General features: G+C 60.1%; 17 protein-coding genes and 1 pseudogene. 14 read left to right on the forward strand and 4 right to left on the reverse strand.

Translation table 11 applies throughout. The features are described from left to right. The first annotated feature begins 76 nt into the window (after window positions 1–76). On the forward strand, window positions 77–1,720 hold the full coding sequence (gene pgm, locus AYR47_RS22015; protein WP_061436852.1) for a phosphoglucomutase (alpha-D-glucose-1,6-bisphosphate-dependent): 1,644 nt from the start codon (window positions 77–79) through the stop codon (window positions 1,718–1,720). A 41-nt stretch (window positions 1,721–1,761) separates the two neighbouring features. Here the strand turns inward: pgm and AYR47_RS22020 are convergent, their stop codons facing one another. Beyond that, a complete protein-coding gene (locus tag AYR47_RS22020; RefSeq protein ID WP_061436853.1) occupies window positions 1,762–2,457 on the reverse strand; it encodes a pirin family protein in 696 nt (231 codons plus the stop codon). Between the two features lie 218 nt (window positions 2,458–2,675). Between AYR47_RS22020 and AYR47_RS22025 the strand changes: the two genes are divergently transcribed. After that, the gene (locus AYR47_RS22025; RefSeq protein WP_061436855.1) at window positions 2,676–5,123 is read left to right on the forward strand and encodes a UvrD-helicase domain-containing protein; all 2,448 of its coding nucleotides are present in this window, start codon (window positions 2,676–2,678) and stop codon (window positions 5,121–5,123) included. A gap of 11 nt (window positions 5,124–5,134) precedes the next feature. Here the strand turns inward: AYR47_RS22025 and AYR47_RS22030 are convergent, their stop codons facing one another. Further along, on the reverse strand, window positions 5,135–5,407 hold the full coding sequence (locus AYR47_RS22030) for a DUF1652 domain-containing protein (protein WP_014718395.1): 273 nt from the start codon (window positions 5,405–5,407) through the stop codon (window positions 5,135–5,137). 257 nt (window positions 5,408–5,664) lie between these two features. Between AYR47_RS22030 and AYR47_RS22035 the strand changes: the two genes are divergently transcribed. Genes AYR47_RS22035 through AYR47_RS22050 form a run of 4 tightly spaced genes read left to right on the forward strand, consistent with a single transcriptional unit; the run spans window position 5,665 to window position 9,439 of the window. Beyond that, window positions 5,665–6,474, forward strand: coding sequence for a helix-turn-helix transcriptional regulator (locus tag AYR47_RS22035; RefSeq protein ID WP_033902144.1), 810 nt, complete (start codon window positions 5,665–5,667; stop codon window positions 6,472–6,474). 49 nt (window positions 6,475–6,523) lie between these two features. After that, window positions 6,524–7,930 carry an NAD(P)/FAD-dependent oxidoreductase gene (locus tag AYR47_RS22040; protein WP_033902145.1) on the forward strand — a complete coding sequence of 469 codons (1,407 nt, stop codon included), beginning with the start codon at window positions 6,524–6,526 and terminating at the stop codon, window positions 7,928–7,930. A 27-nt stretch (window positions 7,931–7,957) separates the two neighbouring features. Next, a complete protein-coding gene (locus AYR47_RS22045; RefSeq protein WP_033902146.1) occupies window positions 7,958–8,299 on the forward strand; it encodes a cupin domain-containing protein in 342 nt (113 codons plus the stop codon). Between the two features lie 60 nt (window positions 8,300–8,359). Further along, window positions 8,360–9,439, forward strand: a complete 1,080-nt coding sequence (locus AYR47_RS22050) for a polyamine ABC transporter substrate-binding protein (RefSeq protein ID WP_061436857.1) — start codon at window positions 8,360–8,362, stop codon at window positions 9,437–9,439. A 69-nt stretch (window positions 9,440–9,508) separates the two neighbouring features. Here AYR47_RS22050 and AYR47_RS22055 read toward each other — a convergent pair whose 3' ends face one another. Then, window positions 9,509–10,294 (reverse strand): helix-turn-helix transcriptional regulator, encoded by a 786-nt coding sequence (locus AYR47_RS22055; protein WP_033902148.1) that lies wholly within the window; start codon window positions 10,292–10,294, stop codon window positions 9,509–9,511. Between the two features lie 199 nt (window positions 10,295–10,493). Between AYR47_RS22055 and AYR47_RS22060 the strand changes: the two genes are divergently transcribed. From AYR47_RS22060 to AYR47_RS22095, 8 genes and pseudogenes are all read left to right on the forward strand, one after another. Continuing rightward, window positions 10,494–11,858 carry an APC family permease gene (locus tag AYR47_RS22060; protein WP_033902149.1) on the forward strand — a complete coding sequence of 455 codons (1,365 nt, stop codon included), beginning with the start codon at window positions 10,494–10,496 and terminating at the stop codon, window positions 11,856–11,858. Window positions 11,859–11,867: 9 nt separating this feature from the next. Beyond that, a complete protein-coding gene (locus tag AYR47_RS22065; RefSeq protein ID WP_061436859.1) occupies window positions 11,868–12,971 on the forward strand; it encodes a DmpA family aminopeptidase in 1,104 nt (367 codons plus the stop codon). A 366-nt stretch (window positions 12,972–13,337) separates the two neighbouring features. Further along, on the forward strand, window positions 13,338–14,786 hold the full coding sequence (locus AYR47_RS22070) for a serralysin family metalloprotease (RefSeq protein WP_033902151.1): 1,449 nt from the start codon (window positions 13,338–13,340) through the stop codon (window positions 14,784–14,786). Window positions 14,787–14,835: 49 nt separating this feature from the next. Continuing rightward, window positions 14,836–15,204, forward strand: coding sequence for an AprI/Inh family metalloprotease inhibitor (locus AYR47_RS22075; RefSeq protein WP_033902152.1), 369 nt, complete (start codon window positions 14,836–14,838; stop codon window positions 15,202–15,204). 102 nt (window positions 15,205–15,306) lie between these two features. After that, a complete protein-coding gene (locus AYR47_RS22080) occupies window positions 15,307–17,058 on the forward strand; it encodes a type I secretion system permease/ATPase (RefSeq protein ID WP_061436861.1) in 1,752 nt (583 codons plus the stop codon). Then, window positions 17,055–18,368 (forward strand): HlyD family type I secretion periplasmic adaptor subunit, encoded by a 1,314-nt coding sequence (locus AYR47_RS22085; protein ID WP_061436863.1) that lies wholly within the window; start codon window positions 17,055–17,057, stop codon window positions 18,366–18,368. Before AYR47_RS22080 ends, AYR47_RS22085 begins: the two co-directional genes overlap by 4 nt. Window positions 18,369–18,370: 2 nt before the next feature. Next, window positions 18,371–19,700: pseudogene (locus tag AYR47_RS22090) on the forward strand (TolC family outer membrane protein). 35 nt (window positions 19,701–19,735) lie between these two features. After that, window positions 19,736–21,148 carry a polyurethane esterase gene (locus AYR47_RS22095; protein ID WP_061436865.1) on the forward strand — a complete coding sequence of 471 codons (1,413 nt, stop codon included), beginning with the start codon at window positions 19,736–19,738 and terminating at the stop codon, window positions 21,146–21,148. Window positions 21,149–21,188: 40 nt separating this feature from the next. Here the strand turns inward: AYR47_RS22095 and AYR47_RS22100 are convergent, their stop codons facing one another. Continuing rightward, window positions 21,189–21,413 (reverse strand): YgdI/YgdR family lipoprotein, encoded by a 225-nt coding sequence (locus AYR47_RS22100; protein WP_033902158.1) that lies wholly within the window; start codon window positions 21,411–21,413, stop codon window positions 21,189–21,191. Window positions 21,414–21,515 lie beyond the last annotated feature (102 nt).

A 21,515-nucleotide genomic window follows, 5' to 3' on the forward strand; every position in this document is an offset into this window, starting at 1 on the left:
TCGATAACGTCGCGCAGCAGTCCAACTCTCAGTAAACTGCCAATTTATTCCAAATCCTTCTTTCCGAGGTTTATGCATGACAATCAGTCCTTTTGCGGGCAAGCCGGCGCCAGCCCAACTGCTGGTGGATATCCCGCGACTGGTCACGGCCTACTACACGGGCCAGCCTGATGCAGCAATCTCCACCCAGCGCGTGGCATTCGGTACTTCCGGGCACCGTGGTAGCTCGTTTGAACTGAGCTTCAACGAATGGCACGTACTCGCCATCAGCCAGGCCATCTGCCTGTATCGCGAAGCCCAGGGCATCAACGGCCCGCTGTTCGTCGGCCTGGACACCCACGCACTGTCGACACCTGCTGGTGCCAGCGCCCTGGAAGTGCTGGCTGCCAATGGTGTGCATGTGATGCTGGCCGAAGGCGATGAGTACACGCCAACGCCTGCGATTTCCCACGCCATCATCTGCTACAACCGTGGCCGCACCAGCGGCCTGGCCGACGGTATCGTCATCACGCCGTCGCACAACCCGCCGCAGAGTGGCGGCTACAAGTACAACCCGCCGAATGGCGGCCCAGCCGATACCCACGTCACCAAGTGGATCGAAGCCAAGGCCAACGAACTGTTGGCCAACAAACTCGCCGGGGTCAAGCGCATCACCCACGCCCAGGCACTCAAGGCGGATACCACGCATCGCCATGACTACCTCAACAGCTACGTGGCTGACCTGGTCAATGTGATCGACATGGACGCCATCCGCAGCGCCGACCTGCGCCTGGGCGTGGACCCGCTGGGCGGAGCAGGGGTGCGCTACTGGTCGGCGATTGCCGAGCATTACCGCCTGAACCTGGACGTGGTGAATACCGAAGTCGATTCCACCTTCCGCTTCATGAGCGTCGACTGGGACGGCCAGATTCGCATGGACCCGTCCTCCAGCTACGCCATGCAGGGCCTGATTGGTCTCAAGGAACGCTTCGATGTGGCGTTCGCCTGCGATCCAGATCACGACCGCCACGGCATCGTCACGCCGTCCGGGGGCTTGCTTGCACCCAACAACTACCTGGCGGTGTCCATCGACTACCTGTTCCAGAACCGTCCTGACTGGCGCGCAGACGCCGCCGTGGGCAAGACCGTGGTCAGCAGCGGCTTGATCGATCGCGTCGCTGCGCGCATTGGCCGTCGTCTGTATGAAGTGCCGGTTGGCTTCAAGTGGTTTGCTGATGGTCTGTTCGAAGGGTCGTTGGGCTTTGGTGGCGAAGAAAGCGCCGGTGCTTCGTTCCTGCGCAAGGACGGCACTGTCTGGAGCACTGACAAGGATGGCCTGATCCCGGCGCTGTTGGCCGCGGAAATGACCTCGCGCAAAGGCCAGGATCCGAGCCAGATCTACCGTGGCCTGACCGACGCATTGGGCGAGCCGTTTGCAATTCGTGTGGATGCCAAGGCTACTCCGGCGCAGAAAGCCCTGCTGGGCAAGCTGTCGCCAGACCAGGTAACGTCTACCGAATTGGCCGGTAAAAGCATCCAACAGATCCTCAGCCATGCGCCAGGCAATGACCAGGCGATCGGCGGGTTGAAGGTGATGACTGAAAACGGCTGGTTTGCCGCACGGCCATCCGGTACTGAGGATATCTACAAGATCTACGCCGAGAGCTTTATTGGTGAGGATCACCTCAAGCAACTCGTGGAAGAGGCGCAGGTGCTGGTAGACGGTGCTATCAGCCAATAAGTAGCCCTTGCAGGAGCTGGCAAGCCAGCTCCTGCATACATTCAGGCGAGGTCGACCAACACAATTTCGCTGTCTTCAATTGCCGTTACTCGCAACACCTGCTCATCTTCAACCGCGACACCATCTTGAGCTTGTGCACGCAAGCCATTGATTTCAATCACCCCGGTCGCCGGCACCAAGTAAGCTCGACGCCCGCTGTCCAACCGGTATTCAGCGCTTTCCCCCGCCTTCAGGTTCGCCGCCACCAGGCGTGCATCCGCACGAATGCGCAAGCTCTCGCCGTCCCCGGCCTTACCACTCGCCAGCGTCACAAAACCCTCCCGGTCACCCTTGGGAAACGGCTTGGCGCCCCAGGAAGGTGGCAAACCGGCTTCGTTCGGATTAATCCAGATCTGGAAGATTTTGGTCGGCGTGTCCTCAAGGTTGTACTCGCTGTGGGCAATCCCGGTGCCTGCGCTCATCACTTGCACATCACCGGCTTCGGTACGGCCTTTATTGCCAAGGTTGTCGGCATGGCTGATCGCGCCTTCGCGCACATAGGTGATGATCTCCATGTCGCGGTGTGGGTGCTGCGGGAAGCCGGTGCCCGGCGCGATAATATCGTCGTTCCACACCCGCAGGTTGCCCCAGTGCATGCGCTTGGGGTCGTGGTACTCGGCAAACGAAAAGTGGTGATGAGCGTCAAGCCAGCCGTGGTGGGCGCCGCCCAGGGAAGTGAAAGGTCGAAGTTCAAGCATGATCGTCTCCTGTGAATGGCCCTATGATCCTGCAGCTCATGATCGATAAAAAGCGTAAAAACTGCCTGATTCCTATCAGTCGATTAGATTGGTTAGTGGCGCTTTGACTTTCAGTTCATCGCCTAACTGCATGACGGCAAAGCAATTGGCTGGAACTGAGCGTCGATTCCGGCGACCATGGCGCACTTGTTTGAACCCAGCTCATCGCAGGAGTCCGCGTGTCGCAACAAAAGCCTGATCTTCCTCCCGAACTGCGCCCTTTGGCAGACATGCCGCTATTCAAACGCCTGGCTGCGCGCCTGTTTGGCCACGGCTTGACCCGTTTGCGCGCCCAGCACCGGTTTTCCTGGCTGCACGGGCAGGCGGACGGTTTTCGCAGCGGGCATGAGGCGGGTGTGGAGTACGGCTATCGCGAAGGGAAAGCCGATGGCATCGAAGAAGGTCGCCAGGTGCTGTTGATTCGTGACTTCCGCCCGGATGAGCACCGTGCACCGGGTGTGGATGACAGCCTGTTCGATGATTGGCGCCTGCCGCTCACCGCCGAGCTGAAGAAACGCATGAAGGCCGACGTTGCGCGATTGCTGCCGGCTCATGCCCAGCCGAGCGCGGCGCAATGGAAGATGATTTTCAGCGAGACGCCCTCGACCTCCGTGATCGCCGGGGCCGGTGCGGGTAAATCCACGTCGCTGGTGCTGCGCATTTTGCTGCTCACCCATTACCTGGGCTTTGAGCTGAGTTCGATGACGGTGGTGACCTTCACCCGCGAATCGCGCAAGGACTTCATCAACAAGCTCATGGAGATTCTCAACCTTTGGGGCCAACCCCTTGGTATGAAAGAAGCGCAAGCCGTGGTGCGGACCTTTCACTCGCGCATTCTGCCCATGGTACGCAGCCTGCCGGGCTTTGAGCGCCTGCAAGCCTTCGAGAACCTGAATTCGGGTTTTGAAGACGCTGACAGCAACCCCTTTGACCTGCGTATCAACGACGCCCAGCGCCAGCAGATGAATGCCTGCTATCACCGGTTGCAGGGGCAGCACCCGCGTTTCCGTGAGCTGATTGCGCCACTGGCGCGCCACGGGCTGCAGCTCAAGGAGCTGGAGCGCGATCATCCGGACGTGCAAAAACGCGTGGCTGTGACCGAACTGGCGGCCAAACGCGACGAAGAACTCTGCGATGTGATCGAGGACCTGTGGTTTCGCGCAGGCGCGTGGCCAATCAAGGGCATTGAACCCAACCGCCAGACCGTGGAAATCAACGGTGCGCAATTTCACTGCCATGGCTACATTCCCGAGCTGGGTGCCTGGGTGGTGCTGGGCTTCGACTCACGGGAAAACGCGCAGACCAGCCGGCCAAACTCGAAGCTGTCGGTGCGCGCAGAATGGGCGGTAAAGCGCACGTTGTTTCAAGCTTTCTGTCGTAAGCCTTTGATATGGCTAGATAGCTACGAATCATCAAAGCGCCTGCTAAGCAGCCTGGCCGGCGATGCCACCGCCGGCCCCGGCTTTGATTACAAGGTCAAAGGCGAGTTGGCTTCAGCGCCGCTGCTGGACAGTTTTGTGATGGCCGCCGGATTCATCGAAAACCTCGGCCTGGACGTACCCACCGCCGTTGGGCAGATGAGCTTTGCCAAGGATGACCCGGACCGCTTCTTCTTCGAAGCCCTGAGTATTTTCTGGAAAGCCCTGGAAGATCACTTGCTGGACCAATCGCCACCGATCATGACCTATAACCGGATGTTCTCGCTGTTTGGCGAAAACACCCCGGAAAATTTGAAGCTGCTGAGCGATCCGCTACTGCGTCCCCTGTCGCACTTGATGATCGACGAGTTCCAGGACGTTTCGCCGCAGATCGTCTCGTGGATCCGTGCCAGCCTGCGCGAGATCCGCAGCCGTGGCCCAGCCATGCATGTGGGGCGCGGGGCGCAGCGCTCATCCTTGCTGTGTGTGGGGGATGATTGGCAGTCGATCTATGGCTGGCGCGGCAGTTCGCCCAAGTACTTCATGGAGTTCGACAAGGAGTTCCCATCGCCGTCGACCACCCGCGTGATGCTGGGCGAGAACTACCGCAGCCACCAGCACATCATCGATGCGGCCGAGCACATCGTGCGCGCCGCACCGGCGATTCCTGGCAAGAAGGCCAAGGCCAGTGGCGCGCCCAAGACATTGGTGCCGGTCAAGGTGTTGGAGCGCGACGATGCGGCATTGGGGCGGCAGTTGTCGGAGCACTATCAGAAGGGTGAATCGATCTTGATGCTTTATCGAAAAAGTAGCGATAAGCTATTGATTCAAGAGCATATTCAATCTGTAGTTAATGTGGATTCTAGCTTGCAACCGCAGGCGCGCAGGTTGAAGCAGTTGACCTATCACAGTGCCAAGGGGCTTCAGGCAGACGCGGTGTTTCTGCTTGGGGATTGCCAGCATGTCACCAGCTCGCCGTACAAAAATCAGGTCTACCGCATGGCGGGCCTGGGCAAGGCTGGCGACAGCGAGCCCTATGACAATGCGCAACGGGACGAAGTGCTGCGCCTGGCGTACGTGGGCATAACCCGCGCCGTGAGCCATTGCTACTGGTACGTGGAAAAGCCTGAAGGCCAGGCCGTGAACGTGCCGAGGGCCTCGGAGCGGGTGGATGGCAAGAAGGCGTTTTTCGATGATCAGCGCGTTTAGGCGCTGATCACTCAGGCCCGCAATGATACCGGCGGCACAAACGACTCCAGCTCATCCTCCACTGCCTCAATGATGCGCTCCACATCGGCGGCATTCATCACGGTGGCGCAGGGGATGCCGGCGATGGCGATCAGCGTCTCGCCGCTGGCGCGGTCGAACAATCGGGCGATCATACTGCCAGGCGCATCCATGCTGCCCTCAAAACCCATCGGATGAAAATGCCAGCGCATCAGCTGGCAGGCGTTGGGGAACGTCACTTTGTTCATGTTGCCCACCTTGTTCATTGAGCGCTTCCTTTAGCTCGCGGCAGGGGGCCAAGACCTTCACTGGTCGTGGCATCTAAGAACTTAAAAATAGCATCCGTTCGCACACGCAAGGTGACTTTTTTGGGCCCGTTCGGCGGTTGTTTTTCATAAGTTTGATGTGGGTCATGTCCTACTAGGAATTGGGCAAAAGGCCATTAGTCAGAAGTACCAATTCGCCATTGAAGCCCCCAGCAAAATTCGGCAATCTCCAAGGTTTACCCGCCGCAGAGCCTTCCATGCCCGACATCGCCCAAGACGATGAGCCCCAGCAGTCCCACGCCACACGCGAATTGGTGCTGCGTCACCACCTGTGTTGGCGTCATCGGGATCTGGAGGGCGTCATGTCCTACTACCATCCGGACATCCAGTACCACGACTTTTTCCAGAACCGTGTCGTCGGTTACGCCGAGCTGCGTGATTACCTGCAAGCTAGCATGCCGCGCGAGGCCGATGAAGCCATCGAGCACAGCGACCGCATCCGCGCCGATGGTGATACGGCCTTCATCCAGTACCGCATCACCTTGCGTGGCGGCCACGGCCTGGTGTCATTCCGCACCAGCGAAGCCATCACGGTGCGCGATGGGTTGATCTGGCGTGTCAATGAATACGCCTCCCTGGTGCACGAGCAACCTATCCAGGCCGCGCGGCCTTCGGTCAGCCGCTTGGGCTTGTCGCCCCAGCAATTGGGGCATATGGCCAATGACCTGCAGCAGTATTTCGAACGCAAGCAACCTTATCTGGACCCGGAACTGGACCTGCAGCGCGTCTCCAAGGAGTGCGGCTACAGTCGTAATCAGATTTCCTACCTGCTGAACCAAGTGCTGGGGCAAAGCTTCTATCGCTACGTCAACCAGGCCAGGCTCCAGCACCTGCTGGCCGCACTGGACAAGGCAGCACCGCCGATAAAGGTCGACGACCTGGCCTTTGCCGCCGGTTTCAACTCACTGTCAGCGTTCTACAGCGCATTCCGTCAGCACACGGGCCAGTCACCCAAGGCCTACGTCAAACAAATTTCCCTGCGTGCACGCGCGCAAGACAGCTCCTGACACCGCGCTCTAGGATCCACCCTATCGAAACGAGGTAGGGGAACCCGGCATGCCGGCATGGCGCAACATCAGCTTATGGATGGACCAGTTGGATGACCCGCTGCTCGCGCGGCCATCGCTGGAGCAGGACCTGGACGTCAACGTGGCCATCATCGGCGCCGGTTATACCGGGTTGTGGACCGCGTATTACCTGAAACGCCAGGCGCCCGAACTGAACATCGCGATCATCGAGGCGCAAACCGCCGGCTTTGGCGCCTCCGGCCGCAATGGGGGTTGGCTGATGGGCAACCTGCTGGGCGAGGACCGCTTGTTGGCAGGCCTGAACCCCGAACAGCGCCGCGCCTCGTTTGACCTGCTGCATGCGATCCCTGATGAAGTCGCCCAAGTGCTGGCGCGTGAAGGTATCGACTGCGACTACCGCAAGGGCGGCGCGCTGTACTGCGCCGCGCGTTACCCCGAGCAGGAAGGCAGCCTGCGCAGTTACCTCGACAAACTCTACGCCCAGGGCCTGACCGAAGCCGACTATCGCTGGCTCAGCCCGCAGCAACTGGCTGAACAGATTCGTATCGCCAAGCCTTATGGCGGTATCTATGCACCCCACGTGGCGACCATTAACCCTGCCAAGTTGGTGCGTGGCCTGGCGCGGGTGGTTGAGAGCATGGGCGTGACGATCTACGAAAACAGCCCCGTGACCCATTGGCAATCCGGCGGCCTACGCACGGCGAAGGCCGGTGTTCGTGCCGCTTGGGTGGTGCCGGCAGTGGAGGGCTACGCCAACACCTTACCGCCCCTGGGCCGTTATCAACTGCCGGTGCAAAGCCTGATCGTCGCCACCGAGCCGTTGCCGGCCAGCACCTGGGATGAAATCGGCCTGAGCCACGGCCAAGCCTTTGGCGAAAGCAGTCGCCAGGTGACCTACGGCCAGCGTTCGGCGGACAACCGCCTGGTGTTCGGCGCCCGTGGCGGCTACCAGTTTGCCGGAAAGCTACGCCACAACTTCGATCTGACTGACAGCGAAGTGGAGCTACGTCGCTACCTGTTCGGTGAGCTTTTCCCACAGCTCAAGCACGTGAAGATTACCCATTCCTGGGGCGGCAACCTGGGCATGTCGCGCAATTTCCGACCGCACATGCTGTGCGACCACAAGACCGGCATCGCACTGTCCGGCGGATATGGCGGGGAGGGCGTCGGCGCCACCAACCTGGGTGGCCGCACCCTGGCCGACCTGATCCTCGGCCGCGACACGCCGCTGACCCATCAACCCTGGGTAATCCGCGAACGCGGCCTGGACGCCCTCAAGCCCTGGGAGCCCGAACCCTGCCGCTGGCTGGGCTACAACGCGATCATTCGCAGTTTTGTCCATGAAGACCAAGTGTTGGCCAACCCCAATACCGCCCCTTGGCGCCGCAAGCTGGCGACCGGCGTGGCCGGGTTCATGGAAGGTTTCATGCACTAAGTCGTTTCACTCACACGGGAAAACCCCATGAGCATCACGCAATTCAAAGACACGCTGAACGCCCACCTGCCGGACTCGTCGCCCGTCGCCGTGCCGTTGGGCGAGCCCATTGCCGTGGCCTCGACCCTGAGCGTCGAGCGCAACGATGGCGTCGAAACCGGCATCTGGGAATGCACCCCAGGTGTCTGGCGTCGACAGATCAAATCCCAGGAGTTTTGCCACTTTATCCAGGGCCGCTGCACCTTCACCCCTGACAGCGGTGAAATCGTCCACATACAAGCCGGTGACGCACTGATGTTGCCGGCCAACAGCACCGGCATCTGGGACATCCAGGAAACCGTGCGCAAGACCTACGTATTGATCCTGTAACGCTTTGATCCTTGATCGCCTGCCATAAAAACAGCCCTAAAACCGCCAGGAAATCGAACCATGAAAGCCATTGCCCTGTTGCCCTTGATGTTGGTGGCCTCTATCAGCCAGGCCGCTGAGACGGTGAAAATCTACAACTGGTCGGACTACATTGCGCCGGACACCACCAAGAACTTCCAAAAAGAAACCGGCATTGGTTTCACCTACGACGTGTACGACAGCAACGAAACCCTCGACGGTAAGTTGATGACCGGTAAATCCGGCTACGACGTGGTGTTTCCGTCCAACCATTTCATGGCCCGGCAGATCCAGGGCGGCGCGTTGAAGAAGCTCGACAAGAGCCAGTTGCCCAACTGGAAGAACCTGAACCCGGTGCTGCTCAAGGCCCTGGAAAACAACGATCCGGGCAATGCCCATGGTTTCCCGTACCTGTGGGGCAGCACCGGCATCGGCTACAACATCGACAAGGTCAAGGCGGTGCTGGGCGACAATGCGCCGGTCGATTCCTGGGACCTGATCTTCAAGCCGGAGAACATGGCCAAGCTGCAAAAATGCGGCGTGGCCATTCTGGACAACGGCCCGGAACTGCTGCCGGCGGCACTCAATTACCTGGGCCTGCCGCACCACAGCAAGAAGCCTGAGGACTACAAGAAGGCTGAAGACTTGCTGATGAAAGTGCGCCCTTACGTCGCGTACTTCCACTCCTCGAAATACACCGCCGACCTGGCCAACGGCGATATCTGCGTGGCGGTGGGCTTCTCCGGCGACATCCTGCAGGCGGAAAGCCGTGCCAAGGAAGCCAACAACGGCGTGAACATCGGCTACAACATTCCCAAGGAAGGCGCCGCGATCTGGTTCGACATGGTCGCCATGCCTGCGGACGCCCCGGATGAAACAGCCGGGTATGCCTTCATGAACTACCTGTTGCGCCCGGAAGTGATGGCCAGCATCACCAACTATGTGCATTACGCCAACGGCAACCAAGCCGCCGACAGCCTGGTGGAGCCCGCAATCAAGGCAGATACCAAGGTGTATCCGAGCCCGGAAATGATGGGCAAGTTGTTTGCGCTGGAGGCGATGCCATTGAATATCGACCGGGTGCGTACGCGGGTGTGGAACACCATCCGCACCGGTAAATAAACGTTACGCATCACTCATGTGGGAGCGGGCTTGCTCGCTCCCACATTTAAACCGAGTGCAACCTCGGGCTCAGGGGTGTTCCAAATCATGCCCCAACGACTGGATAAACAACGAAAACAACTCTGGCTGTGACGATATATCCAGCTTGGCGTACAAATGCCGACGGTGCACCTTCACCGTGTCCGGCGAGATATTCAGCCGCTCGGCCATAGCCTTGGACGAGAACCCGCGCAACACCAACCGGGCGATTTCCAGCTCGCGGTCCGACAGCACACCACAACCGAACTGGCTCAACGCGTCCCTGATCTGACTGTCCATCGCCGGCGCACGCTGGGTGCTTTGCTGCCAGTGTTGCTGCATCAGCGGCAATACCCAGGCGGCCACGGTGGTCATCAGCCCGGTCTCATCAAAACTGAAACGCCGCTGCATGCCCAACGACAGCGACAACGTCCCCGCGCCCGGCAATTGCAGGATGAACTGCACCTCGTCTTCCAGCACGTTGTCATGGAAGTAATTGAGGAAGTATTCACTCTGGCGAAAATGATCCGGTGCCACTTCCTCCAGGCGGTACACGCCGCTGGCATAGCCCTCGCGACAGGCCTGGAAAAACGGGTCGAGCAAATACAAGCCATTGAGGTACACCAGCATCGACGCAGGTTTGCTGCTGGGCTGCGCGTCGTATTCTTCCAAGGCCTGGGGCGGGCCATCCACCGGGTAGAAGATCGCCAAGGCGTTATCGAACGGCAGGCACTGGTGCAGCAACAACACCAACTGTTTCCAGAAATGCTCGGTGCCGATGTGTGCGACGGTGCGGCCCAGGCCGGCGTGCATGCCGACTTCGCGAAACAGGCTCATGTGGCAGGCTCCCACCCGCAAAAGATCGGCCAAGGGTTCGGCTTTTGCCCGGTGGCGTCAAGGGGAGTACGCCAATAGGGGAATTGGCTGACATGAACGCCCTGTTTATGGTTGCCATTATTCAGCGGGAAATATATCCCGCGATATTCAGACGTTTCGTTTCTGCCTCACACCAAGAACAACGACAGAGGATAACGATATGAGCACTTCCCCCACGCTCGACGGCGTGCTGAAACCCACCTTGAGTGTCTTTGATGTGGTCGCCATCACCGTGTCGGCGGTGACGCCGGCCAGTTCCGTGTTTGTGATTGCGCCCTTTGCCATCCAGCAGGCCGGCAGCGGCGTGTTCCTGGCGTTTGTGATGGCAGGCTTGCTCGCGCTGATGTTTGCCTTTTGCTACGCCGAACTGGGCCGCGCCCACAACAGCGCCGGGGGCGAGTATGTGTACGCCAAGCGCGTGTTTGGCGGCATGGCCGGCTATGCGACATTCCTGACGGTGCTGGTGATGTTGCTGTTTATCCCGCCGGTGCTGGCCACAGGCGCCGCGACTTATCTGAATAACGCCTTGGGCACGAAGTTCGACTCCCAGACCGTCGCGCTGGTAATCGTGGTGTGCAGCTACGCCTTGGGCATCCTCAATATCAAGCTCAATGCCTGGATCACCGGTACGTGCCTGCTGCTTGAAGTGGCTGCGCTGCTGGTGATCGTGGTGATCGGCTTCGGCAACCCGGTGCAACCGGCCAGTGTGTTGTTCCAGCCGCAGATCGTCGAAAACGGCGTGCTGCACCTGGCGCCGTGGGCGCTGGTGATCGGCGCGGTGGGTATCGGTCTGTTTTCCTACAATGGTTACGGCCCGGCAGTGTTGCTGGCCGAGGACATGAAATGCGGCGGCAAAGGCGTACACAAGGCGGTGCTGTGGTCCCTCGGCCTGGTGGTGATCATCGAGCTGGTGCCGATCACTGCGCTGTTGATCGGTGCGCCATCGCTGAGTGAGATGATCAGCAGCCCGGACCCTATCGGCTACCTGTTGACCAGCCATGGCAATGAGACCTTGTCGCGGCTGGTCAGCGCCGGGATCTTCCTGTCGGTGTTCAATGCGATTGTCGCGATCGTGATCCAGATCGGCCGCGTGGTGTTCAGCAGCGGGCGCGACGCGCTGTGGACGCCGAGCATCAACAAACTGTTCACGCGTATTCATCCACGCTGGGATTCGCCCTGGTTGGCTACGCTGTTCCTGGCGATTCCTTCGGCGCTGTTGAGTTTCAGCTCCAACCTGGCCGACCTGACCTCGTTCAGCGTGTTGCTGATCATGCTGGTGTACCTGGTGGTGGCGTTGAGCGCGTTGATGAGCCGGGTGCTGCTGCGTGATCGCGAGCATCCCTATCGCATGCCGCTGTGGCCGCTGCCGGCGTTGGTCGCGGTACTCGGGGCGGGTTATCTGTTGGTCACCCTGGTGGCGGCGGCTTCGATCCGCGACATCATGATCATCATCGGTTTGCTGGCGCTGTCGGTGATTCTGTATTGCATCAGTGGCCGGTTGAGTCCGGTCTTCCAGAAATTGTAAGGAGTGGTTATGCGCGCACGTCAATTGGGCATCACGTTGGGGCTCGGCACGCCCGGTGAATGGAACGCCATTACCGATGTGCCCGGTGTCCGGGTCGGGCACAGCACGATCAAGACGCTGGTCGACGGCAAGCACGTGCGCACTGGCGTCAGCGTGATCCAGCCGCGCGCCGGCGAAGCCCGCCAGCAACCGTGCTTCGCCGGTTATCACGTGCTCAATGGCAATGGTGATGCCACCGGCCTTGAATGGATCAACGAAGCGGGGCTGTTGACCACGCCGTTGGCCATCACCAACACCCACAGCATCGGCATTGTGCGCGACAGCCTGATCGCCCTGGAACGCGAGCGCCTGGCAGACCCGGCGGTGTACTGGTGCATGCCGGTGGTGATGGAAACCTATGACGGCCTGCTCAACGACATCTGGGGCCAGCACGTCGGCCCCGAGCATGTGCGCGAAGCCGTGGACAACGCCGAAACCGGCCCGGTGCAGGAAGGCGCGGTCGGCGGCGGCACCGGCATGATCTGCCATGAATTCAAAGGCGGCATCGGCACGGCCTCGCGGCGCCTGCCGGCGGAACAGGGCGGCTGGACTGTCGGCGTGCTGGTGCAGGCCAACCATGGCAAGCGCCAGGAGTTGCGGGTGGATGGCTACCCGGTGGGGCGCCAGTTGATGGAGATTGCGTCGCCCTTTGCCGAGCAAGGCACGCCGGGCATGGGCTCGATCGTGGTGATCCTGGCCACCGACGCGCCGCTGTTGCCGCACCAATGCCAGCGCCTGGCGCAGCGCGCGTCCATCGGCATCGCCCGCACTGGCGGCGGCACCGAGGATTCCAGCGGTGACCTGTTCCTGGCCTTTGCCACCGGTAACCAGGATCTGCCGCCAGCGGATTATGGACGCAAGGGGCTGCCATTCAGCAGCGCGTTGCAGATGGTCAACAACGATCATATTTCACCGCTGTTCAGCGCGGCGGCGGAGGCGGTGGAAGAGGCGATCATCAATGCGATCCTGGCCGGTGAGGACATGCTCACCGATCAAGGTGTGCAGGTACCCGGATTAGACGGTGAAACGCTGTTGGCGGTATTGCACAAGACGGGTTGGAGTGTGTCCCGGTAATAGGGGGCACCTTAAGTTATTAATACAAGTAGTGGCTGTTTAATGTTGCTAATGACACCCTGCCAATATATTGGATCCATTAATTAGCGACGCCGCTCTACTTGAGCGGCGTTAGTGCTATTTAATATTTAAATATGAGCCAGCTGTTTTTTGTCGGACAAAACCGCTGCCACCCAATAAACACGGCACAGGACTTAACTAAGTTGTTGTTCGAGTGGTTTAGAGTGCTGGAAAAGATGTAGACGAAAGATTTCAAGTTGTGTCAGTTTTCTTACGCCTTCAAAAGAGGCGAGTGATAGGACGATCTCGCCCGCGAGGTTCCTATCGAACAAAGACTGATGCACTTGCAAACAAGGAAGTACGTTTATGTCAAAAGTTAAAGACAAGGCTATCGTGTCGGCGGCGCAAGCCAGCACCGCTTACTCGCAAATCGATAGCTTCAGCCACCTGTATGACCGTGGCGGCAACCTCACGGTCAACGGTAAACCTTCGTTCTCGGTGGATCAGGCAGCTGACCACCTGTTGCGCGAGAACGCGGCTTATCGTGACCTGGATGGCAACGGCAAGATTGATCTGACCTACACCTTCCTCACCTCGGCGTCCTCGGCAACCATGAACAAACATGGCATCACCGGGTTCAGCCAGTTCAACACCCAGCAAAAAGCACAGGCCGTATTGGCCATGCAATCCTGGGCGGATGTGGCCAATGTGACCTTCACCGAGAAAGCCTCGGGCGGTGACTTCCACATGACGTTTGGCAACTACAGCGGTGGCCAGGACGGCGCGGCCGCGTTTGCCTACCTGCCGGGCACCAACGACAAGTACCACGAAAGCGGCCTGGACGGCACCTCCTGGTACCTGACCAACAGCAGTTACACGCCGAACAAAACGCCGGACCTGAACAACTACGGCCGCCAGACCCTGACCCACGAAATCGGCCATACCCTGGGCCTGGACCACCCTGGCGACTACAACGCCGGGACCGGTAACCCTTCCTACAAAGACGCGGACTATGGACAGGACACGCGTGGCTACAGCGTCATGAGTTACTGGAGCGAGAGCAACACCAACCAGAACTTCAGCAAAGGCGGCGTCGAAGCCTACGCGTCCGGCCCGCTGATCGATGACATCGCAGCGATCCAGAAACTCTACGGCGCCAACTACAACACCCGCGCCGGTGACACCACCTACGGCTTCAACTCCAACACCGGGCGTGATTTCCTCAGCGCCACCTCGAATGCCGACAAGCTGGTGTTCTCGGTGTGGGACGGCGGTGGTAACGACACCTTGGACTTCTCCGGTTTCACCCAGAACCAGAAGATCAACCTCAATGAAGCGTCGTTCTCCGACGTTGGCGGCCTGGTGGGCAACGTGTCCATCGCCAAGGGCGTGACCATCGAGAACGCCTTCGGCGGCGCCGGCAATGACTTGATCATCGGCAACAACGCGGCCAACGTGATCAAGGGTGGGGCCGGCAACGACATCATCTACGGCGGCGGCGGTGCGGACCAACTATGGGGCGGCGCGGGCAACGACACCTTTGTGTTCGGTGCCAGTTCCGATTCCAAGCCAGGCGCTGCGGACAAGATCTTTGACTTTATCTCGGGTTCGGACAAGATCGATTTGTCGGGTATTACCAAGGGCGCAGGCCTGACCTTCGTCAATGCCTTCACCGGACATGCCGGCGATGCTGTACTGACCTATGCCGCAGGCACCAACCTGGGCACCTTGGCAGTGGACTTCTCCGGGCACGGCGTGGCGGACTTCCTCGTCACCACCGTCGGCCAGGCAGCTGTCAGCGACATCGTGGCGTAATGCACGGGCGCGGCGCTTCGGCGCCGCGCTTTAGCGATGGAGCGTGAAGATGCAGCGTTTTTTCAAAGTGATCACCGGCGTGTTGCAGGTGATGTTCGTATCGGCAGGAGCCCACGTGATGGCGAGCAGTCTTGTATTACCCACCAGCGCCCAGTTGGCTGGCCACTGGCAATTGCACCAGCAGGATCAGGTGTGCGCACTGGACTTGCTGGAACAGGCGAATGCCTTGGGCGGCGACGTCGCCTGCGCGGCGCAATGGCTCGGTGAAAAACCACTGACCTGGACGCCGACACCGGATGGCATCTGGCTGATGAATGCCGAAGGCAGCGGGATAACCCACCTCAACCGAGAGCAAGAGGGCGAATATAAAGGTCGCACGCCTACCGGCCTGGAAGTTGTATTGCAACGCACACCTTAGTTGTCGCTATAAGTTTATAACTGAATTTATTAGTTGACCGCTCCGTTGTTTGGGGCTGGGGAAACTATTGCGCGAAATTTGTTTCAGGGAAGATCAGAAGCCATGGCGAAGTCCCATGCCGTCGCGCCGTTATTCAAGGCGTTGGGTGAGTACAAAAGTATCTTGATCAGTGTGGGTTGTTTCACCGCATTGATTAACCTGCTGATGCTGGTGCCATCGATTTACATGCTGCAAGTGTATGACCGCGTGCTGTCCTCCCAGAATGAAACCACCCTGGTGATGTTGACGCTGATGGTCGTCGGCTTCTTTGCGTTTATTGGCACGCTTGAGGTGATCCGCAGCTTTATCGTGATCCGTATCGGCAGCCAGCTGGAGCGGCGTTTCAACCTGCGCGTGTACAAAGCCGCCTTCGAACGCAACTTGAAAAGCGGGCAGGGGCATGCAGGGCAATCCCTGGGCGATTTGACCCACATCCGCCAATTCATCACCGGGCCGGCGCTGTTCGCGTTTTTCGACGCGCCGTGGTTTCCCATCTACCTGTTTGTGATTTTCCTGTTCAACGTGTGGCTCGGCCTATTGGCCACCGCGGGCGCGGTGCTGTTGATCGGCCTCGCCTGTCTGAACGAATACCTGACCAAAAAACCGTTGGGCGAGGCCAGTGGTTATTCCCAACAATCCACGCAACTGGCCACCAGCCACTTGAACAATGCCGAGACCATCCAGGCCATGGGCATGCTCGGTGCGCTGCGCCAGCGCTGGTTTGCGGTGCATTCGCAGTTTCTCGGTTTACAAAACAAGGCGAGTGACACCGGCTCGGTGGTGACGTCTTTGAGCAAATCCCTGCGCCTGTGCCTGCAATCGCTGGTGCTGGGCCTGGGGGCGTTGCTGGTGATCAAGGGCGATATGACCGCCGGGATGATGATCGCCGGTTCCATCCTGATGGGCCGGGTGCTCAGCCCCATCGACCAGTTGATTGCGGTGTGGAAGCAATGGAGTTCGGCCAAGCTGGCCTACCAGCGGCTGGATGATTTATTGCGTGAGTTTGCGCCAGAAGTCGAGCAGATGAAGCTGCCGGCGCCCAAGGGCCAGGTCAGCTTCGAACAGGTCAGTGCAGGCCCGCCGGGGCGTCGGGTGGCGACCTTGCATCAAGTCAGCTTCAACCTCGGCGCGGGTGAAGTGCTCGGCGTTCTGGGTGCATCAGGCTCAGGCAAATCCACGCTGGCCCGTGTGCTGGTGGGCGTGTGGCCGACGCTGGCCGGGACGGTGCGCCTGGATGGCGCGGATATTCACCGCTGGGACCGCGATGACCTCGGCCCCCACATCGGCTATCTGCCCCAGGACATCGAACTGTTCAGCGGCAGCATCGCCGACAACATCGCGCGTTTTCGCCAGGCTGATCCCGAACTTGTAGTACATGCCGCGCAGCAGGCTGGCGTGCATGAGCTGATCCTGCGCTTGCCCCAAGGCTACGACACGCTGTTGGGTGACAACGGCGGCGGCCTGTCCGGCGGCCAGAAACAACGGGTGGCGTTGGCCCGCGCCCTGTACGGCGGGCCGCGCCTGATCGTGCTGGATGAGCCCAATTCCAACCTCGACACCGTCGGCGAAGCCGCGCTGGCCAGTGCCATCGTGCAGATGAAAGCCCAGGGCAGCAGTGTGGTGCTGGTCACCCATCGCTCGTCGGCGCTGGCCCAGGCCGACAAATTGCTGGTGCTCAGCGAAGGGCATTTGCAGGCATTCGGCCCGAGCCAGGAAGTGCTGCGGGCGTTGTCCGGCCAGCAGGAGCCGCCCAAGGAGAAACCGGGCGTGAGTTTCAGTCGTCATTACCAGGCCGGAAGGAATCCAGGCGCATGAGCAGCCTCACTGTTGAACCTCGCTTCAAAGAACACGACGCCAATTTCTTCGCCCGCATGGGCTGGCTGCTGACGGTGGTCGGCGCGGGTGGCTTCTTCCTGTGGGCCAGCCTGGCGCCCTTGGACCAGGGCATTCCGGTGCAGGGCACGGTGGTGGTGTCGGGCAAGCGCAAGGCGGTGCAAACCCTGAGCCCCGGCGTGGTCAGCCGGATTCTGGTGAAGGAGGGCGAGCTTGTGAAACAAGGGCAGCCGTTGTTCCGCCTCGACCAGACCCAGCACCAGGCCGACGTGCAATCCTTGCAAGCCCAGTACCGCATGGCTTGGGCCAGCGTGGCGCGCTGGCAGAGCGAGCGCGACAACCAGGCCAGCATCCGCTTTCCGGCTGAACTGAGTGCCAATCCCGACCCGGCCCTGGCGCTGGTGCTGGAAGGCCAGCGCCAATTGTTCAGCAGCCGTCGTGAGGCCTTTGCCCGTGAGCAGGCGGGTATCCGTGCCAATATCGACGGCGCCACCGCGCAGTTGGGCGGCATGCGCCGCGCCCGCAGCGACCTGACCGCCCAGGCCCAGTCCCTGCGTGATCAATTGAGCAACTTGCAACCCTTGGCCGACAACGGCTACATCCCGCGCAACCGGCTGATGGACTACCAACGGCAGTTGTCCCAGGTGCAACAGGACCTGGCGCAGAACACCGGTGAAAGTGGCCGGGTCGAACAGGGCATTCTTGAATCGCGTCTGAAACTGCAACAGCACAGCGAGGAATACCAGAAGGAAGTGCGCAGCCAGTTGGCCGACGCGCAATTGCGCAGCCTGACCCTTGAACAGCAACTCACCTCCGCCGGGTTCGACCTGCAACACAGTGAAATCAATGCCCCGGCGGATGGCATCGCGGTCAATCTCAGCGTGCACACCGAAGGCGCCGTAGTGCGTGCCGGTGAAACCCTGTTGGAGATCGTGCCCCAGGACACGCGCCTGGAAGTGGAAGGGCGTTTGCCGGTGCATTTGGTCGACAAGGTCGGCACGCACTTGCCGGTCGATATCCTGTTCACCGCCTTCAACCAGAGCCGCACACCGCGTGTGCCGGGGGAGGTCAGCCTGATTTCCGCCGACCAGCTGCTCGATGAAAAAACCGGCGCGGCCTACTACGTGCTGCGCACCACGGTCAGCGAAGCGGCGTTGGAAAAACTCCACGGTTTGGTGATCAAACCCGGCATGCCCGCCGAGATGTTCGTTCGCACCGGCGAGCGCTCGCTGCTCAATTACCTGTTCAAGCCGCTGCTCGACCGCGCCGGCTCCGCGTTGACCGAGGAATAGACATGAAGTACATGTTTATCGCCTTGCTGTTGACCAGCGCCAGTGCCCAGGCCGCCATGGGCCCGTTTGATGTGTACGAACAGGCTTTGCGCAACGACCCGGTGTTCCTCGGAGCGATCAAGGAGCGCGACGCCGGCCTGGAAAACCGCGCCATCGGCCGCGCCGGGCTGTTGCCCAAGCTCTCGTACAACTACAACAAGGGCCGCAACAATTCACAGGCCACCTTGCCGGACGGGCGCGGCGGCAATTACCACGATGACCGCAACTACAACAGCTACGGCTCCACCTTCAGCCTGCAACAACCGCTGTTCGACTACGAGGCCTACGCCAACTACCGCAAAGGCGTGGCCCAGGCGCTGTTTGCCGACGAAAGCTTTCGCGACAAGAGCCAGGCGTTGCTGGTGCGCGTGCTGACCTATTACACCCAGGCCTTGTTTGCCCAGGACCAGATCGACATCGCCCGCGCGAAGAAGAAGGCGTTCGAGCAGCAGTTCCAGCAGAACCAGCATTTGTTCCAGCAAGGCGAGGGCACTCGCACCGACATCCTGGAAGCTGAATCACGCTATGAACTGGCCACCGCCGAAGAGATCCAGGCCTTGGATGAACAGGACGCGTCCCTGCGGGAGCTGGGCGCACTGATTGGCGTGCAAAGCGTCAACATCCACGACCTGGCCCCGCTGAATCAGGGCTTTGCCGCCTTCACCCTGACGCCGGCCAACTACGACACTTGGCATGAACTGGCGATCAGCAATAACCCTACGCTCGCCTCCCAGCGCCAGGCGTTGGAAGTGGCGCGTTATGAAGTGGAACGCAACCGCGCCGGGCACCTGCCCAAGGTCACGGCCTATGCCAGCTCGCGCCAGCAGGAGTCCGACAGCGGCAACACCTACAACCAGCGCTATGACACCAACACCATCGGCGTCGAAGTCAGCCTGCCGCTGTATGCCGGTGGCGGTATCTTCGCGTCCACGCGCCAGGCCAGCCGCGCCATGGAGCAGGCCCGAGTACGAACTGGAGGGGAAGACCCGCGAAACCCTGATCGAACTGCGTCGGCAGTTCAGCGCCTGCCTGTCGGGGGTAAGCAAGTTGCGTGCGTATCAGAAGGCCTTGGTGTCGGCCGAAGCGCTGGTGGTGTCGACCCAGCAAAGCATCCTGGGGGGCGAGCGGGTCAACCTGGATGCGCTGAACGCCGAACAGCAGCTCTACAGCACGCGGCGCGACCTGGCCCAGGCGCGGTACGACTACCTGATGGCCTGGACCAAATTGCATTACTACGCCGGCAACCTGCGCGATACCGACCTGGCCAAGGTGGATGAGGCGTTTGGGCGTTGATTTTGGGTGTTCACAACAATAAGAGAGGCACTGACATGGGTATCTTTGACTATAAAAACCTCGGCACCGAGGGTTCCAAGGCGTTGTTCGCCGACGCGATGGCGATCACGCTGTATTCCTATCACAACCTGGACAACGGCTTTGCCGTGGGTTACCAGCACAATGGCCTGGGGCTGGGCTTGCCGGCCACGTTGGTCGGCGCGTTGCTCGGCAGTACGGATTCCCAGGGCGTGATCCCCGGCATTCCCTGGAACCCGGATTCGGAAAAAGCCGCGCTGGACGCGGTGCAAAAGGCCGGTTGGACGCCTATCAGCGCCAGCACCCTGGGCTACGGTGGCAAGGTCGATGCGCGAGGGACGTTCTTCGGTGAGAAGGCCGGCTACACCACGGCCCAGGTCGAGGTGTTGGGCAAGTACGATGACGCCGGAAAACTGCTGGAAATCGGCATCGGCTTTCGCGGAACCTCAGGGCCTCGGGAAACCTTGATCAGCGATTCCATCGGCGACCTGGTCAGTGACCTGCTGGCCGCACTGGGCCCCAAGGATTACGCCAAGAATTATGCCGGGGAGGCCTTTGGCGGTTTGCTCAAGAACGTTGCTGACTATGCCAGCGCCCACGGTTTGAGCGGCAAGGACGTGGTGGTCAGCGGCCACAGCCTGGGCGGGCTGGCCGTCAACAGCATGGCGGATCTGAGCAACAGCAAATGGGCCGGCTTCTACAAGGATGCCAACTACGTGGCCTATGCGTCACCGACCCAAAGTGCCGGCGACAAGGTGCTGAATATCGGTTATGAAAATGACCCGGTGTTCCGTGCGCTGGATGGCGCGTCCTTCAACCTGTCCTCCCTGGGCGTGCATGACAAGCCTCATGAGTCGACCACCGACAATATCGTCAGCTTCAACGACCACTACGCCTCGACGTTGTGGAATGTGCTGCCATTTTCCATTGTCAACTTGCCGACCTGGATCTCGCACCTGCCCACGGGTTATGGCGATGGCCTGACGCGGGTGCTGGAGTCAGGTTTCTACGAGCAGATGACCCGTGATTCCACGGTGATTGTCGCCAACCTGTCGGACCCGGCGCGGGCCAATACTTGGGTGCAGGATCTCAACCGCAATGCCGAACCGCACAAAGGTAATACTTTCATCATTGGCAGCGACGGCAATGACCTGATCCAGGGCGGCAAGGGCGCGGATTTTATCGAGGGCGGCAAGGGCAATGACACGATCCGCGATAACAGCGGGCACAACACCTTTCTGTTCAGCGGGCATTTCGGCCAGGACCGGGTGATTGGCTATCAATCGACGGACACGCTGGTGTTCAAGGATGTGCAGGGCAGTGTGGATTACCGTGAGCACGGTGGGGATACGGTGATCAGTGTGGGCGGGGATTCGGTGACACTGGTTGGGGTGAGCGGATGGTCGGGGGAGGGTGTTGTCATCGTCTGACAGACACATGTGGGGGCCAGGCCCCCACATGATTGCTCAATCAGTCTTCCTTGCGCACGGTGGCCACATCGTCGGCCTTAACCCGTACACGCTTGCCGGCGATATCAGTGAATTCGTAGAAACCGTCGGCGGTCTTGGTTTTCGGGGTGTCCTTGGTCAAATACTGTGTGCCGTTTTGCAGCGTCACTACGGTCTGCGTCGCGCAACCGGCCAATACCAGAAAAGTGAGTGCAACCAGTGGCAGACCCAAATTCTTCATGTTCATAACCCTTACCTTTAACCTTGAAAAGTCCCACGCCAGAGGCGCGGGCAACAAATGTTACGCCATCGGCTCACCCATCTGATCACTTTTATGTGAAAAGTTGCA

Origin of the sequence: Pseudomonas azotoformans, assembly GCF_001579805.1 — a bacterium.
Classification (GTDB): Bacteria; Pseudomonadota; Gammaproteobacteria; order Pseudomonadales; family Pseudomonadaceae; genus Aquipseudomonas; species Aquipseudomonas azotoformans_A.